General features: G+C 60.9%; 15 protein-coding genes and 1 tRNA gene. 3 read left to right on the top strand and 13 right to left on the bottom strand.

What is annotated here, in order from left to right:
• Positions 1-91: 91 nt before the first annotated feature.
• The 7 genes from GDH07_RS05800 to dapA form a co-directional block, all read right to left on the bottom strand.
• Complete coding sequence (locus GDH07_RS05800) at positions 92-880, bottom strand: SDR family oxidoreductase (protein WP_022642880.1); 789 nt, start codon at positions 878-880, stop codon at positions 92-94.
• Positions 877-1,590, bottom strand: coding sequence for a GntR family transcriptional regulator (locus GDH07_RS05795; protein ID WP_152896898.1), 714 nt, complete (start codon positions 1,588-1,590; stop codon positions 877-879). The genes GDH07_RS05800 and GDH07_RS05795 overlap by 4 nt, the downstream gene beginning before the upstream one ends.
• A gap of 203 nt (positions 1,591-1,793) precedes the next feature.
• Positions 1,794-1,883, bottom strand: a tRNA-Ser gene (locus GDH07_RS05790).
• Between the two features lie 84 nt (positions 1,884-1,967).
• A complete protein-coding gene (gene purC, locus GDH07_RS05785; RefSeq protein ID WP_022642876.1) occupies positions 1,968-2,681 on the bottom strand; it encodes a phosphoribosylaminoimidazolesuccinocarboxamide synthase in 714 nt (237 codons plus the stop codon).
• Between the two features lie 28 nt (positions 2,682-2,709).
• Positions 2,710-3,468: an MBL fold metallo-hydrolase gene (locus GDH07_RS05780; RefSeq protein WP_152896897.1), complete on the bottom strand. Its 759-nt coding sequence runs from the start codon at positions 3,466-3,468 to the stop codon at positions 2,710-2,712.
• Between the two features lie 4 nt (positions 3,469-3,472).
• Complete coding sequence (gene bamC, locus GDH07_RS05775) at positions 3,473-4,588, bottom strand: outer membrane protein assembly factor BamC (protein ID WP_031321104.1); 1,116 nt, start codon at positions 4,586-4,588, stop codon at positions 3,473-3,475.
• A 17-nt stretch (positions 4,589-4,605) separates the two neighbouring features.
• Positions 4,606-5,484, bottom strand: a complete 879-nt coding sequence (gene dapA, locus GDH07_RS05770) for a 4-hydroxy-tetrahydrodipicolinate synthase (protein ID WP_152896896.1) — start codon at positions 5,482-5,484, stop codon at positions 4,606-4,608.
• 326 nt (positions 5,485-5,810) lie between these two features.
• Between dapA and GDH07_RS05765 the strand changes: the two genes are divergently transcribed.
• On the top strand, positions 5,811-6,371 hold the full coding sequence (locus GDH07_RS05765; protein ID WP_022642872.1) for a glycine cleavage system transcriptional repressor: 561 nt from the start codon (positions 5,811-5,813) through the stop codon (positions 6,369-6,371).
• A gap of 10 nt (positions 6,372-6,381) precedes the next feature.
• Positions 6,382-6,855 carry a peroxiredoxin gene (locus GDH07_RS05760; protein ID WP_053135301.1) on the top strand — a complete coding sequence of 158 codons (474 nt, stop codon included), beginning with the start codon at positions 6,382-6,384 and terminating at the stop codon, positions 6,853-6,855.
• A gap of 48 nt (positions 6,856-6,903) precedes the next feature.
• On the opposite strand, the gene GDH07_RS05755 is transcribed toward GDH07_RS05760, so the two are convergent.
• Together GDH07_RS05755 and GDH07_RS05750 are read right to left on the bottom strand one after the other, a co-directional pair.
• A complete protein-coding gene (locus GDH07_RS05755; protein WP_022642870.1) occupies positions 6,904-7,974 on the bottom strand; it encodes an AI-2E family transporter in 1,071 nt (356 codons plus the stop codon).
• Between the two features lie 33 nt (positions 7,975-8,007).
• On the bottom strand, positions 8,008-8,247 hold the full coding sequence (locus GDH07_RS05750; protein ID WP_011059792.1) for a sulfurtransferase TusA family protein: 240 nt from the start codon (positions 8,245-8,247) through the stop codon (positions 8,008-8,010).
• 222 nt (positions 8,248-8,469) lie between these two features.
• Here GDH07_RS05750 and GDH07_RS05745 point away from each other — a divergent pair, with 222 nt between their 5' ends.
• A complete protein-coding gene (locus tag GDH07_RS05745; protein WP_031321103.1) occupies positions 8,470-9,903 on the top strand; it encodes a M48 family metalloprotease in 1,434 nt (477 codons plus the stop codon).
• 75 nt (positions 9,904-9,978) lie between these two features.
• Here GDH07_RS05745 and GDH07_RS05740 read toward each other — a convergent pair whose 3' ends face one another.
• The 4 genes from GDH07_RS05740 to rpoE form a co-directional block, all read right to left on the bottom strand.
• On the bottom strand, positions 9,979-11,409 hold the full coding sequence (locus tag GDH07_RS05740; protein WP_152896895.1) for a DegQ family serine endoprotease: 1,431 nt from the start codon (positions 11,407-11,409) through the stop codon (positions 9,979-9,981).
• A gap of 223 nt (positions 11,410-11,632) precedes the next feature.
• Entirely contained in the window at positions 11,633-12,589 is a 957-nt protein-coding gene (locus GDH07_RS05735; protein WP_031321102.1) for a MucB/RseB C-terminal domain-containing protein, read from the bottom strand.
• 8 nt (positions 12,590-12,597) lie between these two features.
• Complete coding sequence (locus GDH07_RS05730; RefSeq protein WP_022642865.1) at positions 12,598-13,185, bottom strand: sigma-E factor negative regulatory protein; 588 nt, start codon at positions 13,183-13,185, stop codon at positions 12,598-12,600.
• A 31-nt stretch (positions 13,186-13,216) separates the two neighbouring features.
• Entirely contained in the window at positions 13,217-13,798 is a 582-nt protein-coding gene (gene rpoE, locus GDH07_RS05725; RefSeq protein ID WP_022642864.1) for an RNA polymerase sigma factor RpoE/AlgU, read from the bottom strand.
• Positions 13,799-14,125: the final 327 nt, after the last annotated feature.

Genomic DNA, 14,125 nt, shown 5'->3' with positions numbered 1-14,125 from the left:
GACTTTTATTCTTGAAGAAAAAAATCCCAGGGTGTCGCTGATGAAATCCGCCGCCGAGTCCTTCGGCAGGGTTGGCCGCATGTACGGCCTGCTAGAGGTACTCGACGTTACCGTCGACGCTGATGGCCTGGCCGGTGACGTTGCGGGCCGCCGGCGAACAGAGGAATAGCGCCATGGCGGCCACGTCCTCGGCGCTGACCATGCGCTTGAGGGAAATTTTATCCAGATACTGCTGGCGCATCTGCGCGACGGGGGTCCCGGTCTGTTCGGCCCGGGCCTGGATCACCGCGTCCATGCGCGGTCCCTCGACGATCCCCGGCAACAGGGCATTGACCCGGATATCGCTGGCGCCGAGCTCGGCGGCCAGGGACTTCATCAAGCCGACGATCGCCCATTTGGTCGCCGCATATGGAGTGCGCCAGGCATAACCCAGGCGTCCGGCCACCGAGGCGATATGCAAAAGGTGGGCATTGCTCGAGGCCTTGAGCAAAGGCACGGCATGATGGGCAAAACGGTACTGGGCAGTTAGATTGATATCGATGGTGCGTTGCCAGTCGGCATCGCTGACCGCATCGATACCCGCGGTGGGCCCGGCGATACCGGCGTTGTTGACCAGCACATCCAGGCCGCCGAAGCGCTGGACCTGCAGTTGGAACAACGCCTCGATCTGCTGCGGATCACCGACATCGGCCCGGCTGGCCAAAGCCTGGGGATGGCGGTCGCGAAACGCCGCCAAGGCCGCCTCGCTGACATCGCATACATGGACCTCGGCCCCAGCTTCGAGATAGGCACGGGCGAGCACTTCGCCGATACCCGCCGCACCACCGGAAATCATTACCCGCAGGCCCGGATAAGGCTGCAAACGTTGCAGGACGCTCATGCCCGACCTCCTTTGGCCACAGCCTTGGAGGTCTTGGCCAGCAAACGGGCCAGGGAGTCGGCGGCCTGCATGATGTCGTCGGTGACCGCTGCTCGGGCAGCAGGCGCATCAGCGGCCGCCAGGGCCGCGACGATCCGGTCGTGGGCCTCCATGGAACGCTGCAGGTGAACCTTGTCGGGGGCCACCAGGGCGAAACAAGGCCCCATGTGCAACCAGAAGTTCTCCACCGCAGCCATGGTCAGCTCGGCGCGAGCCACGGCGTAGATACGCCGATGGAAGGCGAAGTTGGTCCATAGGTAGCGGGAAACATCCACTTCATCGGCGGCTTTGCGCATCTGCCGGCAGAGTTCGGCGATCTCCTGCATGTCGCCTTGCTGCATGTGCTGCACCGCCTTCTCTGCCAGCAGCCCCTCCAAGGCCACCCGGGCATCACGAATCTCCCGCAGACGTTCCACGGTCATCATTCGTACCCGTAGGCGAGAAGTCTCGGTGACTTCAAAGGCATTTTCCGCACTCAGGCGCTGCAGAGCCTCTCGCACCGGCATAGGGCTGGAGCCCAAGGCTTCGGCCAGGCCACGGATGGTCAACTTCTGACCGGGCTGGAAACGGCCACTCATCAAGGCCTCGCGGATTTGCCGGTACACCTGCTCTTGCAAGGTATCGCGCGAAACCTGACGCAACGTAGGAAGAGGGATTGGACCTTCGGACATGGGGCGTACCTGTATTGTGATTCTTGTGCCGACAATATGTGATCACAAATCAAATATGTCAAACACTCAATGCAGGTCCGCTTGAAATTCAGCGTAGGGGCTTGCGTGCGCCTTGGAGTAAGCCGAGGGACAGGGTAAAAGGCATAAAAACGAAAAAGCCCCTGAAACCTTAGCGATTTCAGGGGCTTAGTCTTGTTCAATAATGGCGGAGAGATAGGGATTCGAACCCTAGGTACCCGCGAAGGTACAACGGATTTCGAATCCGTCCCATTCGGCCACTCTGGCATCTCTCCAACGGCGCGCATCATAACAGCACCTTTGCCGGAAGCGAAGCCCCCTAGGCAAATTTTTTCCGTGCTATCAGATGCTTGCGTCGATTACAGCGGTACGCCGAGGCGCTGGGCCACTTCTTCGTAGGCCTCGATCACATCACCGAGGCCCTGGCGGAAGCGGTCCTTGTCCATCTTCTTCTTGGTGTCCTTGTCCCACAGGCGGCAGCCATCCGGGCTGAACTCGTCACCCAGGACGATGGAACCGTCGCTGAACACGCCGAACTCCAGCTTGAAGTCCACCAGCAGCAGGCCGGCGTCGTCGAACAGCTTGCCCAGGACCTCGTTGACCTTGAGCGACAGTTCCTTCATGCGGGCCAGCTGTTCAGCGGTGCCCCAGCCGAATGCCACCACGTGGGATTCGTTGATGAAGGGATCGCCCTTGGCGTCGTCCTTGAGGAACAGTTCGAAGGTGTAGGGATTGAGCTTCATGCCCTCTTCCACACCCAAGCGCTTGACCAGGCTACCGGCGGCGTAGTTGCGCACTACGCACTCAACCGGAATCATGTCCAGCTTCTTCACCAGGCATTCGTTGTCGCTCAGCAGCTTGTCGAACTGGGTCGGCACGCCGGCAGCTTCGAGTTTTTGCATGATGAAGGCGTTGAACTTGTTGTTCACCATCCCCTTGCGATCCAACTGCTCGATGCGCTTGCCGTCGAACGCCGAGGTGTCGTTGCGAAACAGCAGGACCAGGCGGTCGGCGTCATCGGTCTTGTAAACCGATTTGGCTTTGCCGCGGTAGAGTTCTTCACGTTTTTCCATGATGGGCTCCGCTTGCTAAGTAGGTGGGCTAGGCGATGTGGTGCCAGTCGAGCCCTGAATCTTGATCGGCCAGTTGCAGCCAGTCCGGGTCGCACCCGAGGGTGTCGACAAAACATTGCCGGGCCAGCTGCGGCAGGTTGTTCTTGCTGCTCAGATGAGCCAGGACCAGATGTTGCAAGCCCTGCCATCCCAATTCGGCCACCAGGCTTGCAGCCTGCTGGTTGTTCAAATGTCCCAGGTCACCACCGACACGCTGCTTGAGGAAATACGGGTAATGACCCCGCGCTAGCATTTCCTGGCAATGATTGGCCTCGATCATCAGGGCATCCAGCCCGCGGTAGCCGTCCAACACCTCGGAACCGTAGGAACCGAGATCGGTCAGCAGGCCGAAGCGCCGCCGGCCATCGCTGAAGACGAACTGCGTAGGTTCCAGGGCATCATGGGCGACACCGATCACGTCGATACGCAGCTCACCGATCTGCAATCGCTCGCCACCCTGCACGAAGCCCATGGCCGCCACTGGCTTGCGCATTCCACGCAAGGTTCCCTGACTGAGGTAGACCGGAAGATTGTAGCGCCGAGACAGCAAACCCACGCCATGCACATGGTCGGCATGTTCGTGGGTCACCAGGATGGCGCTCAGTTGCTCCGGGGCGACGCCCAGGCGCAACAGGCGCCGCTCGGTTTCCCGCAGGGAGAAACCACAATCCACCAGTACATGCGTATCGCCGCTGGCGATCAGGGTGCCATTACCCTGGCTACCGCTGCCGAGAACGGCGAAACGCATCCAATCAGCCCAGGTTGTCCTGAATCATCCCCAGCACCTTGCGCGCCACATCGGCGGGCGCCACGGTGTTGATGTTCTTCTCGACGGTGACCTGGACGTTCTCGCCCACCTTGCTCAGGCGTACCTGATAACGCTCGGCACGGGCCTCGATCTCTTCCTTGGCTGGCTTGCTGCCGAACAACTTGCCGAAGAAGCCCGGCTCGTCGTTCTTTTTCTCGGCCTTCTCCGCCAGGTTGATGTAGTACAGGCCCAGGCTGCGGTTGATGTCTTCGACCCGCCATTCACCCTGCTCCAGGGCACGACCCACGCTGGACCAGGCTCGATCCAGGTCGGCACCCAGGTTCAGCACCGGGTTGCCGCTGCCGTCCTCGCTGAGGCTGACACGGCTCGGAGCGTCGAAATCACGGGCCGCCAGCAGGGATACCGAGCCACCCTTCTCGGAGGTACGGCTCATGCTGGCCAGCAGGTCATCCACCAGCGCAGCGTCCAGGCCGGTGTTGACCGAACGATTGGTGAACTCCACATCGGCGGTGCTACCGGCAGGACGCTCGGCACTGACCACATAGACTTCACTGGTGTTGCGCTGTACGCCCGGCTCGATGCGTACCCGTACCCGGGTCTCGCTATCGGCGGCGACGCCGGCGCTGCCCAGGCGCTTGGCCACGGCGGCGGAGAGTTCGTCGGAACGCTGCCAGGCAGTGGTGAACTCGCCAGTCTGCGGGCGCTGTTGATCCAGGCGGAAACCGTTGTCCTGGAAGAACTGTACCGCCACTGGCCAGACCTCGGCCGGTGGATGCTGGGCCATGACCCAACGGGAATCGCCGCTCTTCTGCAGGCTGTAGTCGCTGGAATCGGCAATGGCCGACAGCGGTTGTGGACGAGGCACTTCGTACTCGCCCTTGACGTTATCGTCGGCAACGTTACGCGGGATCGGCAGCAGCGGATCCAGACGCTTGGAGGTCTGGATATCCGGCGGCAGTTGCATCGGTGCAGTTTGTTGCGCTTGCAGGTAATCGCTACCCCGGTCACGGAAGTAGCCTTCCGGGCCCCAGATCCAACCGCAGCCACTGGTGCTGGAGATAATCAAGGCAAGTGCGGAAAGTCCGGCCATTCGCTTCATGCGTTGTACTTCCTCAATTAAACCAATACGCCGGACTGGCGCATGGCCTGCCGCAGCGGTTCGTGACAGGCGGCACTGAGCCAGGTGAGCGGCAGACGGATACCGTCCGGCATCAAGCCCATCTCGTGCAGGGCCCATTTCACGGGAATAGGGTTGGATTCGATGAAAAGAGTCTTGTTCAGCGGCATCAGGGTCTCGTGGATCGCCCGGGCCTTGGCAGCATCGCCAGCCATGGCCGCAGCGCACATCTGGCTCATGGCCTTCGGCGCGACGTTGGCGGTCACCGAGATATTGCCCTTGCCACCCAGCAGGATCAGCTCCACGGCTGTGGCGTCATCGCCGGAGTACACCAGGAAATCGCTACGTACACCGGCCAGGATGGCCTTGGCACGCTCCAAGTCGCCAGTGGCTTCCTTGATGCCGATGATGTTCTTCACGGTGGACAGGCGGACCACGGTCTCGGCCTGCATGTCGCAAGCGGTGCGGCCTGGCACGTTGTAGAGGATCTGCGGGATGTCGACGGCTTCGGCGATGGTGCGGAAGTGCTGGTACAGGCCTTCCTGGGTCGGCTTGTTGTAGTACGGGGTCACCAGCAGGCAGGCATCGGCGCCGGCGATCTTCGCATTGGTGGTCAGTTCGATCGCTTCGCGTGTCGAGTTGGCGCCAGTGCCGGCGATCACCGGGATGCGCCCCGCCACCTGGTCGACTACCCGGCGAATCACCTCGATGTGCTCATCGACGTCCAAGGTCGCCGACTCGCCAGTGGTGCCGACCGCCACGATGGCGTTGGTGCCCTCTTGCAGGTGGAAGTCCACCAGTTTGCTCAGGCTGTCCCAGTCGAGATTCCCCTGTGCATCCATGGGTGTGACCAGTGCCACCATACTGCCCGCAATCATGCAACCGCTCCTGCCGGAAAAAGAGAGCCGTAATGGTACTGGCGCCAAGTTCCTTGCACAAGCGAAGTCCCGCACCCTGAGCATTCCCCTGAGCGATGGTTTTCGCTACCCTTCAGCCTTTGATTGCTACTTGATAAGCACATGGGCCGGGTTATCGCCTGCCTGCCGCTTCCCCAAAGCCCCATTCCCGCGTTGCCTGCCTCGATTCCATGGATCCCGGGGCCCGCCACCGGCTTGTGGTCCAGGACTTCGGAAGGCCACCGGCGACGCTTGCCCGGCCCAGGCTTGTTGAAAGTATCGACCGCTCATCGCTTTAGGAACGCTGCATGTCCACCCCCACAGTTCGCGAACAATTCCTTGTCATCAGTGCCCTCGGCGCCAACCCCATGGAGCTGACCAACGTCCTGTGCCGCGCCAGCCATGAAAACCGCTGCGCCGTGGTGACCTCGCGCCTGACCCGGCACGGCGAGTGCAGCGCGCTGGTGCTGGAGGTCTCCGGCAGCTGGGATGCCCTGGCACGCCTGGAGAGCAACCTGCCCTTCCTGGCCAAGAAGCACGCCTTCACCGCCAACGTGGTGCGCAGCGCGGCCCTGGAGAACCGCCCACAGGCCCTGCCTTATGTGGCCTATGTCAGTGCGGCCTACCGCCCGGACATCATCAACGAGCTGTGCCAGTTCTTCATCGACCACCATGTGGAGCTGGAAAACCTGACCTGCGATACCTACCAGGCACCACAGACCGGCGGCACCATGCTCAATGCCACCTTTACCGTGACCCTGCCCGCCGGGACCCAGATCAGTTGGCTGCGCGACCAGTTCCTGGATTTCGCCGACGCCATGAACCTCGACGCCCTGATCGAACCCTGGCGCCCACAGAACCCCATGTAAGGAATCCCCCATGGCCGTAGCTATCGACCAACCCGTCGCCGATTTCCAGGCCCCCGCCACCAGCGGCCAGACCGTCAGCCTGTCCAGCCTCAAGGGCAAGCAGGTGGTGCTGTATTTCTACCCCAAGGACAGCACCCCGGGCTGCACCACCGAAGGCCAGGGCTTTCGCGACCAGTACAAGGCCTTCCAGGCGGCCAATACCGAGATCTTCGGTATCTCCCGCGACGGCTTGAAGTCCCACGAGAACTTCAAGTGCAAGCAGGAGTTCCCGTTCGAACTGATCAGCGACAAGGACGAGTCCGTCTGCCAGCTGTTCGACGTGATCAAGCTGAAAAAGCTCTATGGCAAGGAATACATGGGTGTGGACCGCAGCACCTTCCTCATCGACAAGGACGGTGTGCTGCGCCAGGAATGGCGCGCAGTGAAGGTCCCGGGCCATGTCGATGCGGTATTGGCCGCAGCCCAGGCCCTGAGCAAGGCCTGAAACCAACGGGGCGGCCGATCAGCCGCCCCGCTTGCATCTGCTCCACCGCTATAGCAGTGGCGCCACCATCGGGTCCTTCCTCGGCCAGGCATCCAGCACGGCCTTGAACAGGGTGGCCAGGGGAATCGCGAAGAAGATCCCCCAGAAGCCCCAGAGCCCGCCGAACAACAGTACCGCGCAGATGATCGCCACCGGATGCAGGTTCACCGCCCCGGAGAACAGCAGCGGCACCAGCACGTTGCCATCCAGGGTCTGGATGATCCCGTAGACCGCCATCAGGTAGATGAACTGGTCGCTCCACCCCCACTGGAACAGGGCGATCAACGCCACCGGCACCGTCACCACCACCGCGCCGACATAGGGCACCACCACCGAGATTCCCACCAGCAACGCCAACAGCGCCGCGTAGTTCAGGCCCAGGGTGACGAAAGCGATATAAGTAACACCACCGCAGATGACGATCTCGATGACCTTGCCGCGGATGTAGTTGGCGATCTGCCGGTTCATCTCATGGGCCACGCGGGTGATCAGTGTCCGCTCCCGTGGCAGGTAGCCGATGACCCAACGACTGATCATGGCCCGGTCCTTGAGGAAGAAGAACACCAGGATCGGCACCAGCACCAGGTAGATCATGATGTTCACCAGCAACGGCAGGCTCGATAGCGAGAACGTCAGAGCCCATTGCCCGAACTTGCCGATCTCGCCCCGCGCCACCTCGATGGCCTGCAGCACTTGCTCGTCGGACACCAGGTGCGGATAGCGCTCGGGCAACAGCAACAATAACGATTGCCACTTGGCAAGCATGCCCGGGAGCTCGTTGAACAAGGTGATCAACTGATGCCAGAGCAGCGGCACCACCACCAGGATGAACAGCAGCAACACTCCCATGAACAGGGCGAACACCAGCCCCACTGCGGCGCCACCCGGCAACCGCAGGCGCTCCAGGCTCACCACCAGCCCCTGCATCAGGTAAGCCAGGACCATGCCCGCCAGCACCGGCGCGAGCATGCCGCCCAGGGTCAGTACGGCAGTGAAGGCCAGGAACAGCAAGACAGCCAGCACCACCGCCTCTTCGTCCGAGAAATAGCGCTGTATCCAGTCGCGTAGCACTTTGAACATCAGTGATCCTTAAGATGAAAGCGGTGAACGGCGTCAGGCCTTTTTCAACCAGTAGCGATAGACTCCCGCCTCGTCCTCTTCGCGCAGCAGCGTATGACCGGCCAGGCGGGCGAAGGTGCGGAAGTCGCGCTGGGAGCCGGCATCGGTGGCAATGACCTTGAGCACCGCACCACTGGCCAGGCGATTGAGCTCCATCTTGGCCTTGAGCAGCGGCAACGGGCAGTTCAGCCCGCTGGCGTCCAACTCGGCATCATGGGCGACGACATCGGTCATGGTGTTACTCCGGAGGTAAATGCAAGGGCGCTAGGATACCCCGAGGGACCAGGCAGCCGATAACCAGCAGGCGCAAAAATCCAGCGCGCCAAAGGCCTACAGACGTAGACGCAGTAATTTGCCGAAAAGCACCTTTGTCCCTTCAGAGTTTTCACCAGCCTTGTCTGGCTCCCGGACAGGTGTCCAGCTACAGTAGAGCCTTTGTCGATTAAGGCTCTGTGCATGAATTTGTTGCGCCCTACTCTGCTGACGCTCGCTTGCCTGCTCGCCTCACCGGGCTTCGCCGACGACCTGCCGTCACTTGGCGACGCCAGTTCAGCCATTGTCTCTCCACAACAGGAATACCAGCTGGGCCGGGCCTGGCTGTCCTTGCTTCGCAGCCAGGTCTCGCAACTGAGTGATCCACAACTCAAGGACTACGTCGAAACCAGCGTCTACAAGCTGGTGGAGACCAGCCAGGTCAACGACCGGCGCCTGGAATTCATCCTGATCAACAGCCCCCAGCTCAACGCATTCGCCGCACCGGGCGGAATAGTCGGCGTCAACGGCGGGCTGTTCCTCAACGCCCAGACCGAGGGTGAATATGTCTCGGTATTGGCCCACGAGCTGGCGCACCTTTCCCAGCGCCACTTCGCCCGTGGTGTCGAGGCGCAACGCCGGATGCAGGTGCCGATGATGGCCGCCCTGCTGGCCGGCATCGTGATTGCCGCCACCGGTGCCGGTGACGCCGGGATCGCCGCCATCGCCGGCACCCAGGCCGCGGCGATCCAGGAGCAGCGACGCTTCTCTCGGCAAAACGAGCAGGAAGCCGACCGGATCGGCATCCTCAACCTGGAGAAGGCTGGCTACGATCCGCGCTCGATGCCCACCATGTTCGAACGCCTGATGCGCCAATACCGCTTCGACGCCAAGCCACCGGAGTTCCTCCTGACTCACCCGGTCACCGAGTCGCGGATCGCCGACACTCGCAACCGTGCCGAACAAGCCAAGCCCGGCGGCATCGAGGATAGCCTGCGCTACCAACTGATCCGCGCACGGGTGCAACTGAACTATGAGGAATCGCCCGGCCTGGCTGCCAAGCGCTTCCGCGCCCAGCTCGACGAAAATCCAAAGAACGACATTGCGCGCTACGGCCTGGCCATCGCCCAGATCAAGGGCAGCCAGTGGAACGAAGCCCGGGAGAACCTCAAGCCGTTACTGGCCAAATCGGCCAATGACATCACCTACAACCTGGCCCAGATCGAGCTGGACATGAACAGCAATCGCCTGCCGGACGCACAGGCGCGAGTGGAGCGCTTGCTCGGCCAATATCCGAACAACTATCCGCTGCATCAGATCCGGGTCGACCTGCTGCTCAAGCAGAATCGTCCGGCCGATGCGGAAAAGGCTCTGGAAAGTCTGCTCAAGAGCCGCCCCGACGATCCGGACGTCTGGTACCTGGTGGCGGAAACCCGCGGCCTGTCCGGCAACATCATCGGCCTGCACCAGGCACGCGCCGAGTATTTCGCCTTGGTGGGGGACTATGGCCAGGCCATCCAGCAGTTGGATTTCGCCAAGCGCCGCGCCGGCAGCAATTTCCCACTGTCGTCACGGATCGATGCTCGCCAGCGCGAGATGATGGATCAGGAACAGATGATCAAGGACATGATGCGCTGACCCTGGACGACACAATAAAAAAGCCCGCCTCTTGTGAGGCGGGCTTTTTATTGGGCGAGGCCTGGAGCTGGCGAGTTACTCAGCCAGCTTGAAGGTAATGAAGCTGGCTCGTCCCTGGCGCAATACGCGCATGGAAACCGAGCGGTTCTTCGGCAGCGCCTTGGCGATTTCGGTGAATTCCTTCGTCGAGCTGATCGCCTGGTTGTTCAAGTGAGTGATCACATCGCCGGGCTGCAGGCCGATAAGCGCTGCAGGGCCGTCCTGTACTTCCTTGATCACCACGCCGCCCTTGAGATCAAAGGCTTTCTTCTGTTCCGCGCTGAGTTCGACCACGGCCACGCCCAAGCGGTTGCTGCTGCGCTCGACGCCGGACTTGGACAATTGGCTCAGATCCTTGTCTTCTTCAGGGATAGCGCCGACGGTCAGCTCGACAGTCTTGCGCTTGCCGTCACGGATCACTTCCAGGTTGGCCTTGGCGCCGGCTTTCAGCGCACCGACCAGATGCGGCAAGTCGGCGGACATGACGATCGGCTGGCCATTGAGGCTGAGGATCACATCTCCCACCTGCAGGCCACCCTTGGCAGCCGGGCCATCATCCTGGATCTGCGCGACCAGCGCACCGGCAGGCTTCTCCAGACCGAAAGACTCGGCCAGGTCCTTGTTGACCTCCTGGATCACCACGCCGAGCCAGCCACGGCTGACCTTGCCACCCGCCTTGAGCTGGGAGGAAACGTCCATGGCCACATCGATCGGGATAGCGAAGGACACGCCCATGAAGCCGCCGGAACGGGTGTAGATCTGCGAGTTGATCCCCACGACCTCGCCCGCCAGGTTGAACAGCGGGCCGCCGGAGTTACCCGGGTTGATTGGCACGTCGGTCTGGATGAACGGCACATAGTTTTCGTTCGGCAGGCTGCGACCGATGGCGCTGACGATGCCCTGGGTCACGGTATGGTCGAAGCCGAACGGCGAGCCAATGGCCACGACCCATTGGCCGGCCTTCAGATCCTGGGATTTGCCCAGCTTCAGTACGGGCAAGTCCTTGCCGTCGATTTTCAGCAACGCCACGTCGGAGCGCGGATCGGTACCGACCAGCTTGGCCTTCAATTCGCTGCGATCGGCCAGGCGCACGAGGATCTCGTCGGCGTCGGCGATCACGTGGTTGTTGGTCAGGATGTAGCCATCCGGGGAGATGATGAAACCCGACCCCAGGGACTGGGCTTCACGCTGGCGGTCCCCACGTGGAGAACGCTGCTGTGGTGGCATGCCGCGCTCGAAGAACTCCCGCAGCATCGGCGGCAGGCCTTCGAGGTCGGGCATGGGACCCGAAGAGACCCGGCGATCAGGCAGTTTCTGCGTGGTACTGATGTTCACCACCGCAGGCGATGCCTGCTCGACCAGCTGGGTGAAATCAGGCAGTTCAGCCGCCTGGGCAGAAACGGCCTGGCCAAGCACCAGCACAGTGGCGAGGATGGTGAAGTAGGACTTCAAGCGTGGTATCGACATACGGCTCCCGTTACGACGAGCGTGGTTAAGCGATAGGGAACGAACAGCGCCGACACCAAGCGGGCGGCAGTTTTGTTCCAGGAACGACAAATAAGGTCAGAACCGAAAGGCTCTGACCTATAAAAAAACTCTGGGGATTTTGCAAATGAATTTGCTGGCCAAACATTTCATCTTCTCAATTGTGGAGTAGCCATCACTGACCTCTTGCACAACCAATAAAGCTTCATTGCTTAGCGATAGAGTCTGAACGCATCGACAAGGCAATACGCTCGGCGGTGCCGATCGGGATCTCCCCGACTACCGTGACCATCATCTCGCCATCGGGCGTGGTCAGGCGACGCGATACCGCCACAGTGGGCCCAAGCTGGGTCCGGGTGTCGGTGACGGTTGCACCGTTGAGCGGCTCGAGGAATACAGAGAACCGTGCCAAGCCATCGTCATACAGCAGGCTGTTGACCATCACCTTGGTTTCCGGATCTTTGCGGGCACTGCTGCTGGTCAACTCGAAGCCCGGCGGCAGCCAGTCGGAACGCCAGGTTTGTGCAGCCTTGACTGCCGAAGCCTTGTCACTATCAAGGGTGACAGGCTTGCAATCGGCGGTGGCACGCAGCTCGGCATCTCCAGGAACATCGCTGGTATCCAGGCGTGTGAACTGGAAGCGCTCGAGCAGTTGCCCCTTGTCGTTGAGCAGCAAGGACTTGAGCGGTAGCCCGGTTTCACGATCCAGGTGCAACTCGAAGCCGTAGCGGTGCTGGTCCTTCGGCGAGACCGAGACGATCACCGCCGGACGCCCTGCCACCCGCGACTTGCCGATGACGGCAAGGTCGTACCAATTCTTGAGTTTCTGAGGATCCAGCGCACGCGCTACGGAGTCGGGAGAATCTCCCAACCCCGCCACCAGCGTGCCACTGACACATTGGGTGCGACCATCGACACGTACTACCTCTTGAGCAGACCCATCGAGCTGGACTAGACGCTCGAGAACCTTTCCATCCTGGACACGATGCCAGATGTTATGGGTAGAGAAACTACCGTTACGCTCGTAAACGAAGGTGCCCTGGAAGCTTTGCTGCTGTTCCGCTTGCCCAAGACGCTGCAACCAGTCCTGGGCTTCGTCGGCGTGGGCTGGAACCACAAACCAGCCACTGAGCAGAAGCGAGAGTAGAGGGATGGCGCGCATGATCCTCCTTAGCGGTTTTCCAAGCTTGCCGCACGAGCATAAGGCAATGCGCTTTCAGTGCCTTTGAGTGCAGCTTGCTGGGCATGCTGACGCAGATAGCTGGGCAGACGCTGGTCATGCCAGCCTGGCTGTCCTTGCAATACGCCATTGGCCATGGGGCCAGTGGCTTCCGAATTCTCATTGTAGCCGGCCAATACCGCTGGGCCTTTGACCTGTGGCGCGGCCAGGGTGGGCTGGCCAGCCTGCTGAGCCAGCTCGACACCCGCGATCTCATCGTGGTTGTACAAGCGCACACCCGCCAGGACCGCAACGGTCACCGAGGCAGCTACCGCCAGGCGACCCAGGCTACGCCATGGCCCACGGGAACCCTTGGCAGGTACGGCTTCATCAGCCAGGGCTGCAGAAACGGCAGCGGCGATATCCAGGCGTGGAAGCAGCAACTCCTTGTGCATGGCCGCCCGGGCGATTTGATAACGAGCCCAGGTCTCACGGGTTTCCACTTCGTCGACGGCATTCAATACCCGACGTAATTCCAGTTCGTCCGCTTCGTTATCCATCACCGCGGACAGCGATTCCTGCAGGGCTTCACGACTCATGGCGGTTCCTCTCTTGGCTGTCGCCGCTGTCTCAGGTTTCCTGCAACAACGGCTGCAGGGCTTTATCGATGGCTTCCCGAGCGCGGAAAATCCGGGAGCGCACGGTACCCACCGGACATTGCATGACACTGGCAATGTCCTCGTAACTCAGACCATCGAATTCACGTAAAGTTAAAGCCGTACGCAAATCTTCAGGCAGTTGCTGGATGGTTCGATGGACGGTGCCCTCGATCTCATCCCGTAGCAATGAACGCTCCGGTGATTCGAGATCCTTCAGGCCGTGATCGCCGTCATAGAACTCCGCATCTTCAGAACTGACATCGCTATCCGGCGGCCGGCGGCCGCGTGAAACCAGATAGTTTTTCGCCGTATTGATGGCGATACGGTAAAGCCACGTATAGAACGCGCTGTCACCACGAAAATTACCTAGTGCACGGTACGCCTTGATAAAGGCTTCCTGTGCGACATCCTGGGCTTCATGGGTGTCGTGCACGAAACGCACGATCAACCCGAGAATTTTGTGCTGGTACTTCAGCACGAGCAGATCGAACGCTCGCTTGTCGCCACGCTGAACGCGCTCGACCAGCTGCTGATCCTCTTCCTGGGTTAGCATGAACACTCCTCGATAAGCTCGGAGGAGGCTTGCGCTACTAATCGATCAGGCTTGCAAACATAGACTCGGGCTTTTCGCAAAAGTTCTCCCCCTCCAAGCAAGTTTCCTGCGGGCTCTGATCCGGCACGCACGAAAAACGCAGCGCGGGCAAGGCCGGCTGCGCGAATAATCCTGTCGTCGATTTTCACCCCTGGAAAACAGGCTGAAAACCCTGGATAAAACCGACGCTGTCCCTTCTTTCAGGCAACCTTCTATTGAGTTTGGGGCCTTGGCAAAAGTTCCCAATCTTTATAGCCGTGCCGGACGAAGTTTGTGTAACGCTAAAGA

It is taken from the genome of Pseudomonas piscis (assembly GCF_009380155.1).
Classification (GTDB): domain Bacteria; phylum Pseudomonadota; class Gammaproteobacteria; order Pseudomonadales; family Pseudomonadaceae; genus Aquipseudomonas; species Aquipseudomonas piscis.
Note: the sequence above shows the minus strand (reverse complement) of the source record. Positions and strands in the feature narration are given on the sequence as shown.

Bases quoted from the DNA above. Each gene is read 5' to 3' on its own strand.
- GDH07_RS05800 (WP_022642880.1), bottom strand. From the start codon at position 880: ATGAGCGTCCTGCAACGTTTGCAGCCTTATCCGGGCCTGCGGGTAATG.
- GDH07_RS05795 (WP_152896898.1), bottom strand. From the start codon at position 1,590: ATGTCCGAAGGTCCAATCCCTCTTCCTACGTTGCGTCAGGTTTCGCGC.
- purC (WP_022642876.1), bottom strand. From the start codon at position 2,681: ATGGAAAAACGTGAAGAACTCTACCGCGGCAAAGCCAAATCGGTTTAC.
- GDH07_RS05780 (WP_152896897.1), bottom strand. From the start codon at position 3,468: ATGCGTTTCGCCGTTCTCGGCAGCGGTAGCCAGGGTAATGGCACCCTG.
- bamC (WP_031321104.1), bottom strand. From the start codon at position 4,588: ATGAAGCGAATGGCCGGACTTTCCGCACTTGCCTTGATTATCTCCAGC.
- dapA (WP_152896896.1), bottom strand. From the start codon at position 5,484: ATGATTGCGGGCAGTATGGTGGCACTGGTCACACCCATGGATGCACAG.
- GDH07_RS05765 (WP_022642872.1), top strand. From the start codon at position 5,811: ATGTCCACCCCCACAGTTCGCGAACAATTCCTTGTCATCAGTGCCCTC.
- GDH07_RS05760 (WP_053135301.1), top strand. From the start codon at position 6,382: ATGGCCGTAGCTATCGACCAACCCGTCGCCGATTTCCAGGCCCCCGCC.
- GDH07_RS05755 (WP_022642870.1), bottom strand. From the start codon at position 7,974: ATGTTCAAAGTGCTACGCGACTGGATACAGCGCTATTTCTCGGACGAA.
- GDH07_RS05750 (WP_011059792.1), bottom strand. From the start codon at position 8,247: ATGACCGATGTCGTCGCCCATGATGCCGAGTTGGACGCCAGCGGGCTG.
- GDH07_RS05745 (WP_031321103.1), top strand. From the start codon at position 8,470: ATGAATTTGTTGCGCCCTACTCTGCTGACGCTCGCTTGCCTGCTCGCC.
- GDH07_RS05740 (WP_152896895.1), bottom strand. From the start codon at position 11,409: ATGTCGATACCACGCTTGAAGTCCTACTTCACCATCCTCGCCACTGTG.
- GDH07_RS05735 (WP_031321102.1), bottom strand. From the start codon at position 12,589: ATGCGCGCCATCCCTCTACTCTCGCTTCTGCTCAGTGGCTGGTTTGTG.
- GDH07_RS05730 (WP_022642865.1), bottom strand. From the start codon at position 13,185: ATGAGTCGTGAAGCCCTGCAGGAATCGCTGTCCGCGGTGATGGATAAC.
- rpoE (WP_022642864.1), bottom strand. From the start codon at position 13,798: ATGCTAACCCAGGAAGAGGATCAGCAGCTGGTCGAGCGCGTTCAGCGT.